19 protein-coding genes are annotated in these 20,611 nt (G+C 65.8%); 9 read left to right on the top strand and 10 right to left on the bottom strand.

Annotated elements, in window-relative coordinates:
* The first annotated feature begins 484 nt into the window (after positions 1-484).
* Both C1A30_RS36305 and C1A30_RS33115 read left to right on the top strand, forming a co-directional pair.
* Positions 485-769, top strand: a complete 285-nt coding sequence (locus tag C1A30_RS36305; protein WP_235010317.1) for an alpha/beta fold hydrolase — start codon at positions 485-487, stop codon at positions 767-769.
* Positions 766-1,365 (top strand): alpha/beta fold hydrolase, encoded by a 600-nt coding sequence (locus tag C1A30_RS33115; RefSeq protein ID WP_235010316.1) that lies wholly within the window; start codon positions 766-768, stop codon positions 1,363-1,365. Before C1A30_RS36305 ends, C1A30_RS33115 begins: the two co-directional genes overlap by 4 nt.
* On the opposite strand, the gene C1A30_RS33110 is transcribed toward C1A30_RS33115, so the two are convergent.
* Positions 1,362-1,961 carry a DUF4352 domain-containing protein gene (locus C1A30_RS33110; protein ID WP_101953063.1) on the bottom strand — a complete coding sequence of 200 codons (600 nt, stop codon included), beginning with the start codon at positions 1,959-1,961 and terminating at the stop codon, positions 1,362-1,364. The genes C1A30_RS33115 and C1A30_RS33110 overlap by 4 nt on opposite strands.
* Before the next feature lie 67 nt (positions 1,962-2,028).
* Between C1A30_RS33110 and C1A30_RS33105 the strand changes: the two genes are divergently transcribed.
* Complete coding sequence (locus C1A30_RS33105) at positions 2,029-3,579, top strand: sensor histidine kinase (RefSeq protein ID WP_101952417.1); 1,551 nt, start codon at positions 2,029-2,031, stop codon at positions 3,577-3,579.
* Positions 3,576-4,265, top strand: a complete 690-nt coding sequence (locus C1A30_RS33100) for a response regulator (RefSeq protein ID WP_200828494.1) — start codon at positions 3,576-3,578, stop codon at positions 4,263-4,265. Before C1A30_RS33105 ends, C1A30_RS33100 begins: the two co-directional genes overlap by 4 nt.
* A gap of 105 nt (positions 4,266-4,370) precedes the next feature.
* Here C1A30_RS33100 and C1A30_RS33095 read toward each other — a convergent pair whose 3' ends face one another.
* Positions 4,371-5,414 (bottom strand): YncE family protein, encoded by a 1,044-nt coding sequence (locus C1A30_RS33095; protein WP_101952415.1) that lies wholly within the window; start codon positions 5,412-5,414, stop codon positions 4,371-4,373.
* 594 nt (positions 5,415-6,008) lie between these two features.
* Between C1A30_RS33095 and C1A30_RS33090 the strand changes: the two genes are divergently transcribed.
* The 3 genes from C1A30_RS33090 to C1A30_RS33080 are packed head-to-tail and all read left to right on the top strand — an operon-like array spanning position 6,009 to position 9,799.
* Entirely contained in the window at positions 6,009-8,003 is a 1,995-nt protein-coding gene (locus tag C1A30_RS33090; protein ID WP_235010315.1) for an acetate--CoA ligase family protein, read from the top strand.
* Positions 8,000-9,169 (top strand): acyl-CoA dehydrogenase family protein, encoded by a 1,170-nt coding sequence (locus C1A30_RS33085; RefSeq protein WP_101952413.1) that lies wholly within the window; start codon positions 8,000-8,002, stop codon positions 9,167-9,169. Before C1A30_RS33090 ends, C1A30_RS33085 begins: the two co-directional genes overlap by 4 nt.
* 33 nt (positions 9,170-9,202) lie before the next feature.
* On the top strand, positions 9,203-9,799 hold the full coding sequence (locus tag C1A30_RS33080) for a TetR/AcrR family transcriptional regulator (RefSeq protein WP_101952412.1): 597 nt from the start codon (positions 9,203-9,205) through the stop codon (positions 9,797-9,799).
* Here C1A30_RS33080 and C1A30_RS33075 read toward each other — a convergent pair.
* Together C1A30_RS33075 and C1A30_RS33070 are read right to left on the bottom strand one after the other, a co-directional pair.
* The gene (locus C1A30_RS33075; protein WP_235010418.1) at positions 9,771-10,673 is read right to left on the bottom strand and encodes a TetR/AcrR family transcriptional regulator; all 903 of its coding nucleotides are present in this window, start codon (positions 10,671-10,673) and stop codon (positions 9,771-9,773) included. The two genes, C1A30_RS33080 and C1A30_RS33075, sit on opposite strands and share 29 nt — an antisense overlap.
* A 2-nt stretch (positions 10,674-10,675) precedes the next feature.
* Positions 10,676-12,061, bottom strand: coding sequence for an NAD(P)/FAD-dependent oxidoreductase (locus tag C1A30_RS33070; protein ID WP_101952410.1), 1,386 nt, complete (start codon positions 12,059-12,061; stop codon positions 10,676-10,678).
* A gap of 146 nt (positions 12,062-12,207) precedes the next feature.
* Between C1A30_RS33070 and C1A30_RS33065 the strand changes: the two genes are divergently transcribed.
* Positions 12,208-13,710, top strand: coding sequence for an APC family permease (locus C1A30_RS33065; RefSeq protein ID WP_101952409.1), 1,503 nt, complete (start codon positions 12,208-12,210; stop codon positions 13,708-13,710).
* Here the strand turns inward: C1A30_RS33065 and C1A30_RS33060 are convergent.
* The 5 genes from C1A30_RS33060 to C1A30_RS33040 form a co-directional block, all read right to left on the bottom strand.
* Positions 13,697-14,854 (bottom strand): M20 family metallopeptidase, encoded by a 1,158-nt coding sequence (locus C1A30_RS33060; RefSeq protein WP_101952408.1) that lies wholly within the window; start codon positions 14,852-14,854, stop codon positions 13,697-13,699. The two genes, C1A30_RS33065 and C1A30_RS33060, sit on opposite strands and share 14 nt — an antisense overlap.
* Positions 14,851-15,519, bottom strand: a complete 669-nt coding sequence (locus C1A30_RS33055) for a DUF1028 domain-containing protein (RefSeq protein WP_101952407.1) — start codon at positions 15,517-15,519, stop codon at positions 14,851-14,853. Before C1A30_RS33055 ends, C1A30_RS33060 begins: the two co-directional genes overlap by 4 nt.
* Entirely contained in the window at positions 15,516-15,944 is a 429-nt protein-coding gene (locus C1A30_RS33050; protein WP_101952406.1) for a RidA family protein, read from the bottom strand. The genes C1A30_RS33055 and C1A30_RS33050 overlap by 4 nt, the downstream gene beginning before the upstream one ends.
* Positions 15,941-17,215 carry an NAD(P)/FAD-dependent oxidoreductase gene (locus C1A30_RS33045; protein ID WP_101952405.1) on the bottom strand — a complete coding sequence of 425 codons (1,275 nt, stop codon included), beginning with the start codon at positions 17,213-17,215 and terminating at the stop codon, positions 15,941-15,943. Before C1A30_RS33045 ends, C1A30_RS33050 begins: the two co-directional genes overlap by 4 nt.
* A 72-nt stretch (positions 17,216-17,287) precedes the next feature.
* Entirely contained in the window at positions 17,288-18,229 is a 942-nt protein-coding gene (locus C1A30_RS33040; protein ID WP_101952404.1) for a LysR family transcriptional regulator, read from the bottom strand.
* A gap of 133 nt (positions 18,230-18,362) precedes the next feature.
* Between C1A30_RS33040 and C1A30_RS33035 the strand changes: the two genes are divergently transcribed.
* Complete coding sequence (locus C1A30_RS33035; protein WP_160112819.1) at positions 18,363-19,814, top strand: cytosine permease; 1,452 nt, start codon at positions 18,363-18,365, stop codon at positions 19,812-19,814.
* Positions 19,815-19,887: 73 nt separating this feature from the next.
* On the opposite strand, the gene C1A30_RS33030 is transcribed toward C1A30_RS33035, so the two are convergent.
* On the bottom strand, positions 19,888-20,580 hold the full coding sequence (locus tag C1A30_RS33030) for an MIP/aquaporin family protein (protein WP_101952402.1): 693 nt from the start codon (positions 20,578-20,580) through the stop codon (positions 19,888-19,890).
* Positions 20,581-20,611: the final 31 nt, after the last annotated feature.

Raw genomic sequence — 20,611 nt, 5'->3', positions numbered from 1 at the left:
CGCTCGTTCAGATAATTCCCTCGACCGCTACTGACGCGATCAGCGCACTCCTAACGGTCGCAGCTGAACGAGCCGAAGTAATTTGATGCCGTAGCCAGAATTGATGCGGAAGTACCGCTCCTCTCGCCCCAAGACACGGAGCACCCGCTGGGTCGCCTTCTCCAGCGGGCGGCCCTCTCATCCGTTCTAGCCGCGCAACGTGGACGACTTCGACCACCCGACCGCCCGACCACCGGCGAGGGTGACATGCCACTTCACCCGAATTGCAACCCCTTTGAGCTAAGCCCGGCTCGGCAGCCGAGATCCCGCTAGGAGCGGCCACCTCCGCTCCTACCCCACCGTTGGATCTCTTTTTGGTTCGCGCAGTTCTGAATTCGACGTTATGTACACACGGCGACACTGGCTCGCGCGCGCATAACCCGCCTAGCAGGCGATTTTCAACTTCTGTGCGTTGTGATCGCAGCGGAGTAATAGCCTGTGCAACGTGGAGGACGCTCGCGAAATAAACCTCGACGACGGCCGTCGACTGTCGTGGCTGGAAGTCGGCGATCCAGACGGACCGCTCGTCTTGCACAACCATGGCGGTCCAAGCAGCCGCCTCGAGGCGAAACTACTCGCGGATGCCGCAACGAAAAACCACCTGCGACTGGTCTGCGTCGACCGGCCCGGCATGGGGCAGTCGAGTCCGCAAAAGCAGCGCAGCTACGCCGGCTGGGCCGACGACCTGATCGCCGTCGCGGATCGGTTGGCTACCGCGAATTCGGCGTGACAGGTTGGTCCGAGGGCGGCCCGTGGGCGTTGGCGGCGGCCGCCTACATCGACCCCGCCCGCCTGCGCCATGTCAGCAGCATCGCCCCGGGTAGCTACGGAGCGTTCGGGGACAACTCTGCGGCGCAATACCTTTCGAACATCGACGCCTTGGGTGGAACACTGGCGCTGCGATGCACACCCGGCTTCCGGCTGATGTACGCCATGCTCGGCGTATCCGCCAAACGCTTCCCCGCCAGCTTCGTCAAGCAGGTCCGCGACAACGTCAACGACTACGACCGCAACCTCCTGCTGCGCGCAGACATCGCCGCCTGTTTCGCCGACGCGTGCGCCGAATGTTTCGCGCACGGTAGTGACGGGCTGGTCCGCGACGCCGAACTGCTCTACCGCCGTTGGTCTTTCGACGTCACCGCAATCGACCGGCCGGTGCACATGTGGCAGGGGCTCGACGACCGCATGGTGCCCGATCCGATCAACAAGGCGGTCGCCGACGCCATGCCCGGTGCGGTGTGGCATCCCGTCGACGGCGCAGGCCATTTCGTGGCCGTCGGCGCCGGCGAGCAGATCCTCGCCCTGGCGGCCGAGGAACTCAGCTAGGGGACGACGGTGACGCCCGCAGACACCGCCGCGTCGTGCAGTTCGATGTGGTCGACGGCGGAGTTCGGCGACGGCACCTGGAACGCCAGCGTGACGGTGGCCGTTTTGCCGGGATCCAGTTTCACACTCGTCGTGCCCGCTTTGGCCGCGGCGGCCTTGTCGGGCACGAACCATTGGCCGCCGATCCACAACCGCTGATTGTCGGTCCAGAACACCGCGTGGCGGTTGCCCGCATTCTTCACGGTGAGGTGCACGTTGACGGTCCGCTGCGCGGTGTCGACGGAGGTGACGACGAACGCCAGGTTGCCGTCCCGGCCTTCCTGATTGAGTCGCACCTCGGCCGGTTTCTGCGGCGCAGGCGTTGACTGACTCGACTGGTTCGACGTCGATTTCTGAATCGCCTTTTGGCCGACCGCCGACATGTAGAGAAGGCCAACGCCCGCGACGACGACGCCGAAGATGATCGCCGCGACCGTCCACCGCGAACCCGAGCGCCGCTGCGGCGGGAACTGCCATTGACTGCCATCCCAGTAGGCCTGGCCGGGAACCCCTCGAGGGTCGGGGTACCAGCCTGGCGGCTGCGGAGGTGGCCACATAGCCGCCGATGCTATCCAGGCGCGCCGATTCTCCGCGATCGGCCCGACGGGCGGCGAAGATGAACCGGTGAACCGACGGCGGCCGTGGTCTCTGGCGACGCAGGCGATCGCCCTGCAGATCCTGGTGATCGCCGTGGTGGTGCTGGTCGGCAGTGCGCTGGCGCTGGTAGACGCCCGCAACGACGGCGACGCCGCGGCGCGTCAGCAGGTGCTCGGCATCGCCACCGCGCTGGCCGACTCGCCGTCGACGGCCGCGGCGATCGAATCGGGAAGAGCGACCCAGACTTTGCAACCGGTGACCGAGGCCGTCAGGACCAATACCAACATCGCGTTCATCACGATCATGGCACCCGACCGCACCCGCTTCACGCACACCGACCCGACCCAGATCGGCCTGAAATACATCGGCACCATCGAACCCGCGCTGCGCGGCGAGACGTTCACCGAGGTGTACACGGGCACATTGGGCCCGTCGATCCGCGCGGTGGCGCCCGTGCGCGACGGCACCGGCCGCATCGTCGGCCTGGTGTCGGCGGGCATCCTGCAGCAGAGCCTGGCCGACCGCTGGCGCTCACAGATCCCGATCATCGTCGCGGCCAGCCTCGCCGCTCTTGCCATCGCGCTGGCGGGGGTGTGGGCCATCCGGCGCCGGTTGTTGCGGCAGACGCACGGCCTGCGTCCCGACGAGCTGCGGGTGATGTATGAGCACCACGACGCGATCCTGCATTCGGTGTCAGAGGGACTGATCGTGTTGGACCGCGACGGTGTGGCGCTGGTCAACGACGAAGCCCGCAGGCTGCTCGCGCTGCCGCCGGGCCCCGTCGCGCAATCGGACCTGCCGCAGTTCCTGCGCAGCTACAACCCCGGGGCGCGCGACGAGGTGCACGTGACTGACGAGCGGGTGCTCGTGGTCAACCGATCCCCTGTCGCGGACGGACCGAACGAGTCCGAAGTCGTCACCGTCCGCGATCGCACCGAATTGCAGGGCGCCCTAGGCGAACTCAACTCGCTGAAGGTGCTGACCGACTCGCTGCGATCACAGGCGCACGAGGCGGCCAACAAATTGCACACGATCGTCACGATGGTCGAGATGGGGCGGGCCGACGAAGCGGTCAAGTTCGCGACCGACGAGTTGGCGCTGTCACAACAACTCGTGGACAGGTTGTCCGAGGCCGTCGGTGAGCCCGCCCTGGTCGCGCTGCTGCTCGGCAAGACCGCGCAGGCCGACGAACGCGGCATCGAGTTGACCGTCACCGAAGAGACGCATCTGCCGTCGAACTCCGACGAACTCGCCCTGACGGCGCAGGAGATGGTCACCGTGCTCGGCAACCTGATCGACAACGCGATGGACGCCTGCGACCGCGACGACCCCTGGGTCGAGGTGACCGTCGCCCAGCACAATGGCACACTGCTGATGCGGGTGGCCGACAGCGGGCCGGGCATGGACGAGAAAACGTTCGAAAAGGCTATGCAGCGAGGCTATTCGACGAAGGGCTCGGATCCCGAACAGCACGGCCTCGGGCTGGCCCTGGTGGCACAGGTGGTGAAGCGCCACCACGGGACGTTGAGCGCCGACGTGACATACGGCTCGGTGGTGACAGTGACGGTGACGTCGTGATCAGCGTCCTGATCGTCGAGGACGAGCCGCTGATCGCCGAGGCGCATCGGACGTATCTTGCTCGGCTGCACGGCTTTTCGGTGGCCGCGGTCGCGTACACCGCACGCGATGCGATGCGCGCCGCATCGGAGGCGGTGGCCTCCGAGACGCCGATCGATCTGGTGCTGCTCGACATCGGGCTGCCCGACGCGAACGGCATCGCACTGGCGTCGGGGCTGTCCGGGCTGCGTCCCGCGCCCGACATCATCGCGATCACCTCCGAACGCGACCTGGAGATGGTGCGCGCCGCGGTCGGCCACGGCGCGCTGGCGTATCTGCTGAAGCCGTTCACCTTCGCGGCCTTCCGCGACCGGTTGGAGCGCTACCGGCGCTACCGCGAGGCCCTGCCCGCAGGCACCGACGCGGCCAGCCAGGCCGAGGTCGACCGGGCGCTGGCCGAATTGCGGGTCAGCTCCGACAAATCCGCCGTCCCGAAGGGCGCGGCATCGGGAACGAACGACGAGATCGCCCGCGCTGTGCGGGATTCCGCCGAGGGCATCACCGCGGACGCGGTGGCCAAACAGGTCGGTGTGTCGCGGGTGACCGCGTGGCGTTACCTGGAGCGGCTCGCCGACGAGGGCACCGTCACCCGGCAGACCGACTACGGCAAGGCCGGGCGGCCGAAAACCCGCTACACCTGGCGCTGAGCCTCCGGTTTCGCCGCGACCTTTGCCGCGAGCGACCGTGTCTGCACATCGACACGCCGCATTTCACTGTGCAAATGCGGTCGCTCGCGAAGAAGGTCGCTAGGGCTAGACGGCGGCGGGCAACAGTTGCGCGATCGGCTCGGTGGCCACCAACTGCGAATACAGCTGCGGCAGCGTGGATGCGACGGCGAACACGCTGACGTTGCCCGCGTAGTCGGCGATCACCAGCCGGTCACCGTCGGAATCGACTGCCACACAAGCGGGCCGGGCTCCGACGGTGATGTCGGTGACGATGTCGTGCGACAGCGTGCAGACCACCGCGACGCGGTCGTAGTCGACCACGTAGGCACGAGTCTTGTCCGGTCCCAGCACCATCTGGGTCGGCGCGCCGATGCCCAGTTCGATGGTGTCGGTGACGCGGCTGCTGGTCATGTCGATGACGCTGATCGCACCGCCGCGGGTGCGGTCGGAGGTCAGGACGTACACACTGCCGTCGGCGAACGCGATGTCGCGGATCGGGGCGCCCACCCACACCTTGCGGTCGACGCGGGTGGTCTCGGCGTCGATGACCACCAGTTGGCTGCCGCGGACGTCGGTGGTGGCGACATACAGTCGCTTACCGGTCGGGTCGACCATGACAGCGTCGATACCGATGCCCGCGCCCGTCGCGACGTCGATGGTGCCCACCCGCTCGGCGGTGGTGTCGATGACCGCGACGTCGACGTGGTCATCGGCGGTCCGGCCGGCATACACCCGCTTACCGTCCGGGCTGATGGCCAGCGCCGTGATGCCGAACGCCAACGGGTACGTCGCGATGACCGTCCTGGCGGTCGTGTCGATCACCGAGACGATGTCGTGGTTCTCAGACGAGGCGCTGACGTAGGCGCGGTCATTCGAGACGACGACGCCGAACGGCTCACCGGGGACGCCGATGGTCTGCTCGACGGCCATGGTGTGCGGGTTGAGGAACGAGACGCTGTCGTCGCCGTAGTTGGTGACGACGACGGCGTCGCCCGTCGCGATGCCGCCGATCGGGCCGCGCTGGACCGCGACAGTACCGACAAGTGCGGCGTGCGGATCCTCGGTCGACTCAATATTCACATGCGACTCGCTGATGCCCTTGGGCAACAAAAAGTTAGCCATCTTCATCGGTACCTCCGCCGGTATGGCGTGCACCGGCCCTAGATTTCACGTCTATCAGCGCCTGTTCGGCGCGATCTGAAACGAGTCTAGCGACGAAAATGCGTGTTACGGCCGCGTGACTTCGTCGAGCCGCAGAATCACCGCCGATCCTCTCAGACGGCGCTTAGGAAACTCTTCGTTATGCAGTCGTTATGTTTGACTGGCAACGCAATTTAGCGCGTCAACAAGCTTATTCAGCTTCCTGGCAACCGATTAGAGATCAATTGCCGACAACGTTTCGGTAACGCTTTCTTATGTTTGCGGGCGAAAGTGAGCCCTAGATCACACCCGACACACCAGCAAACTCCTCGCCAACGCTGACCCGGTCCCCACCTACGCATGACCGCTCGACGGTTGACGCCGTGGTAAACAGACCGCGGCCTTCGCGGTGTTAGCTGGATCACAAGCGTTCACATTTCGTTCAGCCGCCACAGTCTGGTCTTGACCTGCCGACCGCGCTCGGCCTATAAATAACTGATCAATCAGTTATTTACCTGTCCCGCTCGAGGAGTCGAAATTTCAGACCTCACGGCCTTCAGGGACCCGGCGTCGGTCGCAGTCGTGGGCGCCAGCGCCGACCCGGCCAAGTGGGGGCACTGGGTGGCGCGCGGCGCGCTGGCCGGACGCCACCGCCGCACCGTGTCCCTCATAAATCGAAGCGGCGCACGCATTCTCGACGCGGGCAGCCACGCCCAACTCGGTGACCTCGACTCTGTTCCCGAGTTGGTCGCCCTGTGCGTACCGCCCCGGCACATCCCCTCGGTCGTCGAAGACGCGCTGGCCCTGGGTGTGCGAGCCTTCCTGGGCATCACCTCCGGCGTAGCAGACGAGCAGGCTCTCGCCACTCGCATCCGCGCCGGCGGAGCACGACTGATCGGCATGAACAGCCTTGGCCTCTACGACGCCTCGACCGACCTGCAGTTGGCATGGGGTTCGTTCACGCCCGGCGCCATCGCGGTCGTCTCGCAAAGTGGTCAACTGGGTTCGGAGATCGCCAATCTGGCCGCCCGCAGCGGACTCGGGATCTCGCGATTCGTCTCGATCGGCAACCAGTCCGACGTCACCGCCGCCGAAACCCTCCTCGACCTCGTCGACCACGGCGCCACCAAAGTCGTCGCCCTGTACCTGGAAAGCTTCACAGATGGCCGGGCGATCGTCGACGCCATTGACATGTTGCGGGCGGCGGGCAAATACACGCTGGCGCTTACTGTGGGAGCGAGCGAAGCCAGCACCCGGTTGGCGCGCTCCCACACAGGCTCGCTAACGTCGTCCACCGACATCGTCGACGCCGCGGTGCGCGCGGCGGGCGCCATCCGGGTGGCAACGCCGACCCAGTTGGTTCACCTTGCGAATCTGATACTGACGACACGTATGCCGTCGGGCAATCGTGTGGCGATTGTCGGCGACAGCGGCGGACAGACCGGTATCGCCGCCGATGTCGCCGACCGTGCCGGGTTGCAGGTGCCTCGGTTCTCCGAAGCGCTGCAATCGGCACTGCGCCGTCATCTGCCAAGCGCCGCGGCGACCAATAACCCCGTCGACCTGGCAGGCGCGGGCGAGGAGGACCTGACCAACTACGCCCGTATCGTCGAAACCCTCGCCGCCTCAACCGAAGTCGACGCGGTCCTGCTGACCGGCTACTTCGGCAGCTACGGCGACGACATACCGTCACTGGCCGCAGCCGAACTCGACGTCGTCAACACGCTGGGAGATGTCCCCGCGATCACCGGCACACCGCTGCTGGTGCACTCGATGGCCGAACCCAATGCCGCCTCGACAGCGATGCGGTCGCGGGGCGTCCCGGTCTACGGCTGCGTCGAGGCGGCGCTGCAGGCACTGGCCGACACCCATCGACTGGTCCGATCCGGTCGCGCACTGCCCTACTGTGACCCGCGCACCGAGCCCATCGAACCCGGTTACCTTGGCGCACAACGAATGCTGGCACAATCCGGCATCGGATTTCCGCGAAACGTTCGAGTGTGCAGCGACAACGACCTGGCCGCGGTGGCCGATCTGATGCCGCCCTACGTCCTGAAGGCCGACTGGATCGAGCACAAGAGCGAAGCGCGTGCGGTACAACTCGGCATCCCGGATGTCGCGCAACTCGCCGCGGCATACGCCGACATGGTGGCCCGCCTCGGCCGTGGCGACTACGTCGTCGAAGAGCAGCACCGCCGACCCCACACCGTCGAGATGATCATCGGCGGCCGACGAGACCCCAGTCTGGGCCCGGTGGTGATGGTCGGAGCCGGCGGCACCGAGGCCGAGTTGCACCGCGACGTCGCAACCGAATTGGCGCCGGTCGACCGCACCACCGCCCACGCCATGCTCGACCGACTGATGTGCGCGCCGCTGCTGCACGGGTGGCGTGGCCGGCCGCCCGTCGACATCGAAGCCGTCACGACGGCGATCGTCGCCGTCTCCGAACTCGTCGCTGCTCTGCAGAACGTCTCGGAGGTCGAAGTCAACCCGGTGCTTGCCGGCCCCGACGGCCTCGTGGCCGTCGACGCGCTGATCATCGCGTCCGACAACACATCAAGAAAGGCACAACCGTGACCACCACCCGCACTGAGCCATGGCCGCTGACCGATGAGCAGCGCGAAATCGTGAAAGTGTGTCGCGATTTCGCGGAGAAGGAGATTCGGCCGCGCGGCCGCGAGATCGACGAAGCAGACGTGCACACCCCGGTGGACATCTTCCACAAGGCCGCCGAGGTGGGGATCACCGATTTCATGATCGACGAGGCCTACGGCGGGGGCGGCATGACCGACGTGTTCACTCAGTGTCTGGTTCAAGAGGAGTTGTGCTTCGGTGATCCGGGTATCGGAAACCTGGTGTGTTCCAACGGGTTTTTCAGCGATCCGTTGATGGCGCTCGGCAGCGACGAGCAGAAGCACAAGTGGCTCTCGCCGTTGACCGGGCCCAAACCGCCGATGACGGCGCTGGCCACCACCGAACCCGGATCAGGTTCCGACGCCGCCTCCATGACCACCACCGCCACCCGCGTCGACGGCGGCTACCGGCTCAACGGGCAGAAGGCCTGGATCTCCAACGGCGGTGCGGCAGAGCAGTATGTCGTGTTCGCGAAGACCGACCGCACCGCAGGCGCCCGCGGCGTCAGCGCCTTCCTGCTCACCAAGGACGCACCGGGCTTCTCGTGGGGAGAGCCGATGCGCAAGATGGGTCAGCGTGCCATCGTGTGCCGCGAACTGTTCTTCGACGACGTCTTCGTGCCCGAGCAGGACCGCCTCGGTGAAGAGGGGCAGGGCTTCTACGGCCTGATGAAGACGTTCGACATCTCCCGCATCGTCCTCGGCGCCGCGGCGGTCGGGGTGGCCCGCGCGGCCTACGAGTACGCGCTGAACTACGCTCGCACGCGAATTCAGTTCGGTAAACCGATCATCGAGCATCAGGCGGTGGGTTTTCGGCTTGCCGACATGGCCACCCGGATCGAGACCGCGCGTCTGATGGTGCTGCACGCCGCACGTGCGATCGATCAGGGCGCCAACGTGACCGGCCTCGCCGCGATGGCGAAACTCACCGCCTCCGAGACGGCGATGTTCGTGACGCACGGTGCCGTACAGACACTCGGGGGCTGGGGCTACTCGCGGGAGTACCCAGTCGAGCAGTGGATGCGCGACGCGAAACTGGAGGAGATCGAGGAAGGTACCTCCGATATCATGCGCATCGTCATCTCCCGCAACCTTTGCGAGGTCTGTTGAACCTGTCCCGGTAGCGGAAGGGGGGCACGATCGATGCCGCGTCCCAACGTCGAGCGCGAGCGCCGCGACCAGATCCTGCAGGCCGCCTGTCAGACGATCGCCGAACGCGGCTTCCGCGACGTGCGTATCGCCGACGTCGCGCGCCGCGCCGGGGTCAGCAGCGGCATGGTGCACTACTACTTCGACACCAAAGACGCGCTGCTGCATGCCGCGTTCGAATACAACTTCCAGGATTCCCTCGCGCGGCGACGATGGATCATGGAAGAGGTCAAGGACCCGTTGCCACGCCTGCTTCAGTTGGTGGAGTCCTATCTGCCCGCCGACCCGGCCACGACGACAGCATGGCGGGTATGGGTCGAACTGTGGGCCGCCGCGCTGAACAACCCCGCCCTGCAACAACTCAACGACACGGTGTACGGAGAATGGCGCGACATCGTTGGAGCCACCGTGCGGGCGGGCATCGCCGGAGGATCGCTGCGCGCAGCGGATCCCGACGACGCGACGGACATGCTCGTGGGACTGCTCGACGGACTCGCCATCCAGGTACTCACCCAGTCCACGCATCTCACGCGTGAACGTATGCGGGCCACCTGCGAGCGGTTCATCGAGACGCTCGCGCCTTCTTCCTAGCCTTCCGGAGGCTGATGTGCGGCTCGAACGCGTCGAGCAGCAGGTCTCGCATCGTCTCGGTGGACACGTCGGCCGTACCCGCGAGCAACTGGATCGCCAGCCCGTCGACCATGCTGGTGAAGCGGCTGACCAATGTCTCGGCGTCAGCCGTCGTACCGATGCCCTCGCGTTGGCAGGACCGCACCAGGTCCAGCACGATTCCGCGCCAGCGGCCGTACACGTTGTGTTGGAAGTCGCGCAGTTCCGAATGCAGGATCGCCTCATTCCACGACTGGATCCAGATCGACCATTCGTCGGCATCCTGCTCGGTGGTGATCAGCTGCACTTCGATGAGGCGGCGCAGCTTGTCCACGGTGTCACCGGCCTTCTCGAACTCGGCCTCCAGGCGCGCGAACAACCGCTCGGCATAGTGGTCGAGGGCGGCGCGCAACGCGTGCCGCTTACTCGGAAAGTAGTGATGGATGGTCGCGCTGCTGGTGCCGCACGCCTCCGCGATGTCGGCCACCCGGACGTTGTGAAACCCGCGCCGGGCGATCAGGCGGGCGGTCGATTCCACGATCTGTGCGCGACGCGCCTGGGCGTTGATCGCTTCACTGCGCTCTCGTAGCTTCGTCACCCCATCGGCGGTGCGGATGCGTGGGCGGCGACCCGTTCCGGTCATCAGATATTTCCTGGAGACGTTGCCGAGGCCGGCGATCGCCGCAACCTCGTCCTCGCTCAGCCTCCTGATGCCTGCCAGAGCCTTCGACAGCGCGGTCGGATCCATCCCGATTCGCTCGGCGAACTCGCGCTGACTGATCTCCAATGACCTGATGACAAGTCGTATCCGGTCACCCAGTGTCTCGCCCGCATCGTCCTTCGAGGTGATAGGCACACTCAATTGTGCTTCTCGGCTACCAACGCCGTGGCACCGAGTGCCCATTGCACTTCCTGCGCAGCCCGGTAGCCCGCCGAGATGGCGCCGTCGATGTACCCGTTCCACTTGGTTGCGGTTTCGCTGCCTGCCCAATGCAGCGCAGCGATGGGCTCTCGCCAGCCGTGGCGCGCATGCGCCGACCACGCGCCCGGCGTGGCGTAGGCCTCGTACCCGCCGCGGACGAATTGGTCTCGGCACCAGTCTTTTTCGGTGTACGCGATCGGTTCCAGCGCCTCTTCCCCGACCACGTCGGCGAAGCACCGCAACGCCGCTTCCCGACGCTCTTCTTGCGTGCGGGCCGACCATTCATCGGCGATGTCGCCGTAGACGAATCCCACCAACGCACCGTGGCAGGCATCGGCAGGCGAGTTGTCGAACATTACCGTCACCGGGCCGCGGCCGTAGAGCGTGGCGATGCCGGACAGGCCAGCGGTCCGCCAGAACGGTGTCGGGTACACCGCGTGCAGTTTGACCACCCGCCCCATCGGATTGGCCTCGGCCCAACCCACTCGGTGCGCAGGCAACGGCGGGTCGAATTCGATGGCCTTCAGCGCGGGTGGTGGCACCGCGACGATCGCCCGGCGTGCGCGCACGACGGCCGTAGCGGCGTCGACACGCACGCCGGAGGCCTGGTAATGCACCGCGTCGACGCGGTCACCAAGGCGCACCCGGTCGCCGAGGATGTCGGCCACCGCGAGCGCGACCGCATCGGCGCCGTCACAGAAACGGCTGTCCTGGGCCGCTCCACGGGTCTCCATCAACTGGTCATATCCGCCGGCCGCGGCGAGATAGAACAGCACATGAAACAGCGAGATGTCGCGGGGTTCAGCACACCACAAGCCCTGTACGAACAGGTCCAGACGCATGCGGGCGTCCCGATCCTGGGTTTGGCTGCAGAAGAAGTCCTGGGCGGACTGGGCGTCCCAGTCGAGGAAGTTCGCCGTCTGCCACGGCTCTTCGACGTCGACCGTGCGCGCCATGCCGTCGAGCAAACCGGTGACTCTGTCGTATTCAGCCCCGCCGGGGCCGGAAGAGTCGAAACAGCCGCCGTCGGACCAGATCTCGAGCTGCCGACCCGTTTCCCAGGTCTGAAACGTCATGCACCCGAAACGGTCGGCCAACTCGAGAAGCGCGGTCTGCGTCGGGCCCACCCACTGCCCGCCATGGTCGAGTCGAATGCCGGCAACCTGCTCGGAGTGAACGCGGCCGCCCACCCGTGACGCTGCCTCGCACACCTGAACATCGACACCGGCGTCGTGCAGCTGCAGCGCTGCCGCCAGACCGGAGTAACCGGCTCCGATGACGACGACGTCGGTTTCGATGATTGGCTTGTCGCTCTGCTGCATTCACACACAGTGACGCAAGACTGATTAGCAAGTCAACTGTTGCGATAAGTGGCCCCGCGGTCTTGACACTGAGCCACCCGTGCGCAAGATTGATTCTCCAGTCAACGTTGCGAATATCACAGCAGGGCCCGACTGAGAGAGGCACCATGGCGACAACCCAAGAGCCCACGGCCGAAGTAGGCCAACAGCCACAACTGCGGTCCGGCGCGTTGAGCATGGTGACTAGCACCATCCTCGCCGTGGCCTCCGCAGCGCCTGCCTACGCGTTGGCCGCCACCCTTGCCCTGATCGTCGGATATGTCGGCGTACAGGCCCCGGCCATCGTGATCGTCGCGTTCATCCCCATCCTGTTCGTTTCGTTCGGCTACGCCGCGTTGAATCGACGCGACCCCGACTGCGGCACGATCTTCACCTGGGCCAGCCGCATTCTCGGGCCGCGCATCGGGTTCATGGGTGGCTGGGCGATCATCGCGTCGTTCGTTCTGGTGATGGGCAGCCTGGCGCAGGTCACCGCCCAGTACTGCTTCCTGCTGGTGGGAGCCGACGGCATCGGCTCCGATCCGTCGAGTCCGTGGGTGCTGTTGGTCGGACTCTGCTGGATCGCCGTCATGACCTTCGTCTGCTACCGCGGCATCGAAGTGGCAGCCGCCGTGCAACGCGCACTGCTATCGCTGGAAGTCGCGATGCTGGTGCTGTTTTCGATCGTCGCGCTGGTGAAGGCGTACGCGTCGGGCTCGATGCACCCCTCACTGTCCTGGGTCAATCCCTTTGCGATCGACTCCCCGAGCGCATTCGTCAACGGCTTCATCCTGATGCTGTTCCTGTACTGGGGATGGGAAACCTCGTTGACCGTCACCGAGGAGACAACCGACCCCGCACGCACGCCCGGGCGCTCGGCCGCGATCTCCACGGTGCTGCTGCTCGGTCTGTTCCTGGTCGCCACGGTCTCGGCGATCGCCTTCGCAGGTACCGGCGACACCGGCATGGGGCTGACCAACCCGGACAACGCGGGCGACATCTTCTACGCGCTGGGGCAGGGAGTCTTCGGGTCCAGCGGCATCGGATCGGTGCTCTGGCACCTGCTGATCCTCATGGTCCTGACGTCGGCGGCGGCGTCAACGGAAACGACGGTGCTAACCCTGGGCCGGACCATGTTATCGATGGGGCGGCAGGGCGCGTTGCCGCCAGCGTTCGGTTCGATCTCGCGAAAGTATCTGTCTCCCAAGCTCGGGACGGTCGCCACTGGCGTGGCAGGCGCGCTGGTCTACATCGTGCTGAACTTCGCCAGCCACGGCAACGTCATCCTGGACGCGGTGTCGTCGTGCGCCCTGATGATCTCCTTCTATTACGGTCTGACCGGCGTCACCGCGGCGTGGGCCTATCGCCACGACTGGCGGCGCAGCCCGACCGACCTGTGGCTGCGGGTGGTCTTCCCGGCGATCGGCGGCATCGTGCTCCTCGCCGCGGGCGTCTGGTTCCTGCGTAGCCACTGGAGCCCGGCCAACAGCACCACCTCGTGGACGCTGCCGTTCGCCCCGCACTGGCAGATCGGTGGCGTGTTCCTGATCGGCGTCGGCGCCATGCTCGTCGGTGTGCTGGTGATGGCAGGCTACAGCCGCGTCGCGCCCGCGTTCTTCACGCAGCGATGAGCCGGCTTCGGGTGCCGGGGTCGGATGCCGCATCGAGCAGCGTGAGCGCAAGCGCACAGGCGCCATCCACCGTCGCGCGATCAGCGGCCGGTGTGACGGCAGCCGCCGCGAACTCGGGCTGGTGATTGACCGCGGGCAGGGAGCCGATGCCGATATACGGATGAATGGCCGGAATCTGTTGGGAGACATTGCCCATGTCGGTGGAAGCGCGATTCATCAGCGAGTCAGGCCCGGTGGTGAAACGCCTGCCCAGTTGTTCGGCCCTGCAGACGTAAGTGGCTAGTAGGCCGTCGTCGGTGCGGAACTCGGCGTACGGCTTGCTCTCCGGCGTGACGGTCAGTTCGCATCCGGTGGCCAACGCGCCTGCCGCGAAACAGCGGTTCACCCGCTCCTCGAGTTCGGTCAGTTCGGCCAGCGAGGAGGCCCGCACATACCAGCGGCCCTCCGTGCGTTGGGGAATCGCGTTGGGCGCCTCCCCTCCGTTCGTCATCACCCCGTGCACCCGGGCATCGCCGGGGAGTTGCTGACGCAGCAGTCCGATCGCGACCTGGGCGATGGTGAAGGCGTCGGCGGCGTTGACACCCCGTTCGGGATAGGCCGCAGCGTGCGCGGCCTTTCCGTCATAGCGAATATGGTTGTGCGCCACCGCGTACGGCTCGGCGCGCGCGACGTCGACCGGACCGGGATGAACCATCGCGGCGGCGTGCACCCCGGTGAAGCCGCCGCGATCGAGCATCTCGATCTTGCCACCGCCACCTTCCTCCGCCGGTGTGCCGAAGACGGTCAGCGTGATGCCGAGGTCATCGACATACGGTCCGAGCGTTATCGCAGTTCCGGCCGAGATGGCCGCGATGATGTTGTGGCCGCACGCATGCCCGAGACCGGGTAGCGCGTCGTACTCGGCGCACACGGCAAGGTGCAGCGGTCCGGAGCCACGGCGCGCGGCGAACGCGGTCGGCAACCCGGTGTAATCGGCTTCCACCGTGAAGCCGGCCCGTTCGAGGTCGTCGGCGACCCGCGCGCACGATCGCACTTCCTCCCAAGCGATTTCGGGGTGTGCGTGCAGCTCGTGCGACAGCGCGAGGATGCGCTCGGTCGCTCTGCCGCATGCCGCACGGACGGCGTCCTCGAGGGTGGCGGTCACAGGTCACCCGGCACGCCGTACGACGGTGCGACAGTGGGATCGAGGCCGCGGGTGCGGTAATCGCTCTTTTGGGGTTCCCAGATGGTCCACAACCGCTGCAGTTCGCCGATCGGGTCGTCGTGCCAATCCACCCGCAGGTCGGTGACCGGCCACGGCACATCCTCGGTGACCTGCAGACCCGCCGAGTGCACCGGGCCCGCCTCACCGCCAGTGGCACTCGCGGCCGCCAGGCCGTCGAGCAGTCGTCGCTCCAACGTCGGGGCGGTCGAACCGAGGTAAGCGGCCAGCATCTCCTCGATCACGTTCTCGCTGCAGAGCATATTGCCCGCCGCGGCAGCGTCTTTCGCAATAGCCGCGTGATGTGTACCGAGCGCTTTCGCGCCGGTGTACACGCCTGCGCCACCGGTTCGACCGACGACAACCAACTGGCGGTGCGCGTGGTGCGGGTCGGCGGCTACCGCGGCGACCAGAGCCGATTGTGCGTTCGCGCGGCTGGCCAGCGCGTCGAGCGCGACGACACCCAGGTGTGGATTGGTGACGTTCTGGCTGGCGACGGCGCCGACCCCGGCACGCAGATGCGCGCAGCGAGAAGCGACAGCAGGACTGGACGAACAGATGACCATGCCGAATGCGGAGCCGTCGCGGACGACGAGTGAGAACGTCATGATGCGTTGCCCCGCTGGCTGATCACAGCCGTGGCATCGATTTCCACCAGCCATTCGGGGCGGGCGAGCGCGTCGACGACTATGCCGGTCGACACCGGATACACACCCTTGAGCCAGCGTCCCATGACGCGGTACACCGGTTCGCGGTAACGGATGTCGACGAGATACACCGTGACCTTGACGATGTCCTGCAGCCGGCTGCCTGCCTCGTCGAGCAGCATCGCGATGTTGCTCATCGCTTTCTCGGTCTGCGCCTCGACGTCGCCGATGCCGACCGATTCCCGCGTGTCGAGATCCTGGCCGATCTGCCCGCGCAGGTAGACCACGCCTCCTGCCACGACGGCTTGGCACAGGTCGTTGTCGAGGTTCTGTTCCGGGTAGGTGTCTTTGGTGTTGAACGGCCGGATCCGGGTGTGCGTGGTCACTTGTCTGCCGCCTGACCCACCAGTTCGGCGCCGGTGTAGCGAAGATAGCTGCGCTGTATGGCGATCTGATCGGCGAGATATCTGGCGTCGTGCCACACGCCCCAGATGAAACTGGATCCGCGCCGGGACAGCCACGGTAGCCCGAGGAAATAGACCCCGGGTTCGGACGACACCCCGCGTTGGTGCCGTGGTCTGCCGTTCTCGTCGAATGCGTCGACCTGGAGCCAGCTGTAGTCGCATTCGAAACCGACTGCCCACACGATGGATTGCACGTCGGCGGCGGAGAGGTCGAGTTCGAGAACCGGATTGGTCATGCAGTCCGGGTCCGGTCCCAGCACGCGAGCCTGCGGTTCCTCAGGGAGATCGAGGCCGTTCCGGGCGATGTAGGCGTCGGCCTCGGCGAGAATGTTCAGGTAGTTCGCATCGCCCTTTTCGATGTTGGCTCGTAGGTCCGGTGCGAAATGCATGATCCCGTCGGTGTATTCGCCGGCAAGCCCGAGCAACGTGATGCCGCTGGACGCAAGAGCACGGAAGTCGACGGTGTGTCCGCCGCGCGCGCCGCTCACGGCGATGGTGACGTGCTCCGCGCCGCGCGGCGGCGCCGATGCGTCCCATTTGCCGAGTACGCCCAGCCACCAACAGAAGTCGCGACCGCGATAACTTCGCGGCGGCCGGTCGTGCGGCCCGACCGCGAGGTACACCTTGCGGCCCGCATTGTGGAGTTCGTCGGCGATCTGCACCCCCGACGAGCCCGCTCCGACGACCAGCACGGCGCCGTTCGGCAGTTGCCGCGGATTGCGGTACTCGCTGGAGTGAATCTGACGCACTGGCGCGGTGTCGGGGACGACGTTCGGGATGACCGGCCTCTGAAATGCTCCGGTTGCTGCCACCACATAGCGCGCCTCGATGACCCCATCGGAGGTTTCGGCGCGAAACCCCATGCAGCCCGCTGCTTTTCGCACTGACGCCACTTCCACCCCGGTGCGGATCGGCGCGTCGATCTTCTCTGCGTAGGCGACGAAGTAGTCGGCGACCTGCTCTTTGGTGGCGAACGCGTCGGGTTCGATGTTGAACTCCTGACCGGGGAACCGGTCGTGCCATGCGGGGCCGTTCGCCACCAGCGAGTCCCACCGCGAGGTACGCCACCGCTCGGCGATGCGGTCGCGTTCGACGACCAGGTGCGGTATGCCCTGTGCACTGAGATGCTCGCTCATCGCGATTCCGGCCTGCCCGGCGCCGACGACGAGCACCTCTATCTCCTGGCTCGACATTGCTCCATGATTCAGTCGCCATCTGCATCTGTACAGCGCATAGATTCGATGCATGACATCTGCAAAATCGATCTAGCGACGTCTGGTCGATGCGTTGCCTTGCGCTCGCCACCTGCCGACGTGTTTCTGGCAGATCGCAACCATCGCCCGCGCTCGCGCCGTCAACCGGACCCCGCGCATGTACACGGCCACCATGCTGAGCGCAGGGACCTCGTCGCGAATCTTCAGTGCCACGACCTGGCCACCGTCGTAGGTCACGTCGTGCGTCGGAAGCTGATTGAGGATCGCAAATCCATGCCCGTGCGCGACCATCGCCCGCACCGTTTCGAAACCGGTCGTCCTGTGTTTGATGCGCGGAGCCAGCCCGGTCGAGGACACGATCGAGCTCATGTAGTCCGCGGTGCTCGGCAGGTCCAGGATCACCATCGGTTCGTCGGCCAACTCTTTCAACGACACTTCCCGACGGCGCGCGAGTCGATGTTGGGCTCCCACCAGAACGTAGGGCCGGACCTCGTTGACGACTTCGTAGTCGAGATCCTCGTCGAGGTCGTAGCCGTACATCAGTGCGACCTCACATCGCCCCTGCCGAAGCAACTGGATCAACTTCGCGTGCTCCGCTTCCACCACCTGCACATCGACTGCCGGATGCTGCTCCTGGTAGGCGGCCAGCAAGCGCGGCAATTCGAACGGGCCGAGCGTGCTGAAGCAGCCGAAGCTCAAGGCTCCTGTCAGCGACTCCCCAGCGGAGCGGGCGGCTTCGGCGAGATCGTGGGTGTGTGCCAATAATCCGCGAACTTCGCGATGAAAAGCCTCACCGGCCGCGGTCAGCGTGAGGCCACGGGCGTGATGGCGAATCAGGAGTTGAACGCCCAACTCCTTCTCGAGTTGCGCGACCGCGGTCGAGACTGCCGACTGCGAGACGATCAACGCCTTCGCCGCCGCCGTCATGCTCTGATGCTCGGCGGCGGCCGCGAAATATCGCAGCTGGGTGAACGTGAACGCGGGCTCTGTCATGGTGTCCCCGGCATTCCACTCATCATCTGATTTTCGCATGCAGATGATCGAAAACATGCGTTTGACCAATGGTATGACGAGGCGCACGCTGTCCACCACGGTGCAGCGATGCCAGATGGATTGGAGACCGACGATGAGTGGCACTGTCCCCGCCGGCGCGCCAGACGCCACCTCGCCTCGTCCACTCCTCGAATCGCGCAGTGTCGACTTCATTCCGCACGATGAGCGCTACGGCCACCCCCGCAGCCTCGCCAGTCTCTGGTTCGGCGCCAACGCCATGGGCGTCACGCTGCTCACCGGTTCGCTGGCCATCCTCACTGACCTGAGCCTGCTCTGGTGCGTCGTGGCCATCGCGATCGGCACGCTGATCGGTGCGGTTTTCGTCGCGTACCACTCAGCCCAGGGACCCGTTCTCGGCCTCCCTCAGATGATTCAAAGCCGCGCCCAGTTCGGCTTTTTCGGCGCCAACATCCCGATGCTGGTCGTCGTGGCGATGTATCTCGGCTTCTTCGGCGGGGGTGCCGTGTTGGCCGCCCAGGCGATGTCCGAATTACTGGGTGTGAGCACAAGATTCGGAATTTTCACCACGTCGGTGGCGTCTGTCGTCCTGGTCATCTTCGGCTACGACGTGCTGCACAAGGTCGCCAAGGTGATCACACCGGTGTTCATCGTGACGTTCGGCGTTCTGACGATCGTATTGGCCACGCACTGGCCGGGCAGCGGCACGCGCGCAGTGGCCCACGGCGGGTTCTCGGTCACCGGCTTCTTCTTCATCCTCGGCGTCGTGGCCGCGTATCACATCACGTACGGCCCATACGTCGCCGACTATTCGCGCTACCTGCCTGCGGGCACGAGTCATCGGGCCACCTTCTGGTACACGTACATCGGCATCGCCGCCGCCGGAATCTGGATCATGACGTTGGGCGCCGCGCTCCAAATCGCGTACAGCAACCTATCCATCGTGGCGGCCCTGTCCGCGTCGGCGGACACCGCAGGCGGGTGGCTCCGAATCCTCGCGCTGGTGGTGCTGATCGTCGGGGTGGTCAACATCGACGCGCTGAACATCTACGGCGCCGCCATGTCCACCTTGACGATCCTCACCAGCTTCATGCGCACCTTGCGCGTCACCCGCGGATTCCGCGTCGGTTTCATGCTGATACTCGGGATGATCGGCACCGTGGGTGCGACGCTCGTCGCCGGCGATCTGATCTCCTCCTACGAGGACTTCATCTTCTTCCTGATCACGTTCCTGGTGCCGTGGTCGGCGATCAACTTGGCCGACTTCTACCTGGTCAGCCGCGGTCAATACGACATCGCCGACCTGTTCGAACCAGAGGGCCGCTACGGGAAGTTCAACGGGCCCGGATTGATCGCCTACGGCGTCGGTTGCCTGGCCCTGGCGCCCTTCATATCCACCACATTCTGGACGGGACCGATAGCCAAGGCGATCGGATTCGACCTGTCGTGGTTGGTGGGTTTGATTGTTCCGGCCCTGCTCTACGTAATCCTGTGCCGGTCACGGTATTTCAGTGTGCGCGCGGTTCCAGCCGTCGGCGCCGCTGCCGTCGTCGAGGCCACCAACTAGCCGCAGTCGGAATTCAAGAAGGCTCCCCCTTCGTCGTCGTTGACGAAGAGGGAGCACGTGAATCGTTGGCTACTTACCTGTCGGACGGGTTGATGGCACGGAACGCGAGGCCGGCGGCCACGGCGGCGATCGCCTGGGCGGCGACGAACATCAAGAGCATCGATGGCGAGAACATGCCCATCGCGATGCCAGCGATGGCGACCGCCGGGTTGAAGGCACCGCCCGAGATCGGCCCGACGGCCACGGCGCCTGCTGCCACGGTGAAGCCGATCGCCAAGCCGTAGAACGAGTTGTCCGGGTGATCCTTGCTCGTCGCGACGTTCAGCACGACATAGCACAGCGCGAACGTGACGAGCAGTTCCGCGATGAAGGCCACCACGGTGGCGTGCCCGGACAGCGTCATCGGCGTCGTCTGGGCCGGGGCGACCGCGGTGACGAGCGCCGCCGCCAGACCGCCGACGAACTGTGACGCCCAGTATCCGAGGGCTTCGCGGATCTCGATGCGGCGGCGGATCAGCACGGCGAGGGTGACCGCCGGGTTGTAGTGGGCACCGGAGATGTGCCCGCCCGCGTAGACCATCGCCATCAGCACGGCACCAATGGCCAGCGGTGCCAGCGGATTACCGCTGCGTACCGCCGTGCCGATCGTGAACACCAGGAACAGCGTTCCGATCATTTCGACGGCGTACTTCACGGTGCTGTTCGTGGTCGTGCGGCCACGCGAAACGGGTTTGGTTGAGGGGTAGACCGGAGTCGTTGTTGTCATGCGAACAAGGCTGCGGCCCAGCACTGTCGAG

It is taken from the genome of Mycobacterium sp. 3519A (assembly GCF_900240945.1).
Classification (GTDB): Bacteria; Actinomycetota; Actinomycetes; order Mycobacteriales; family Mycobacteriaceae; genus Mycobacterium.
Note: the sequence above shows the minus strand (reverse complement) of the source record. Positions and strands in the feature narration are given on the sequence as shown.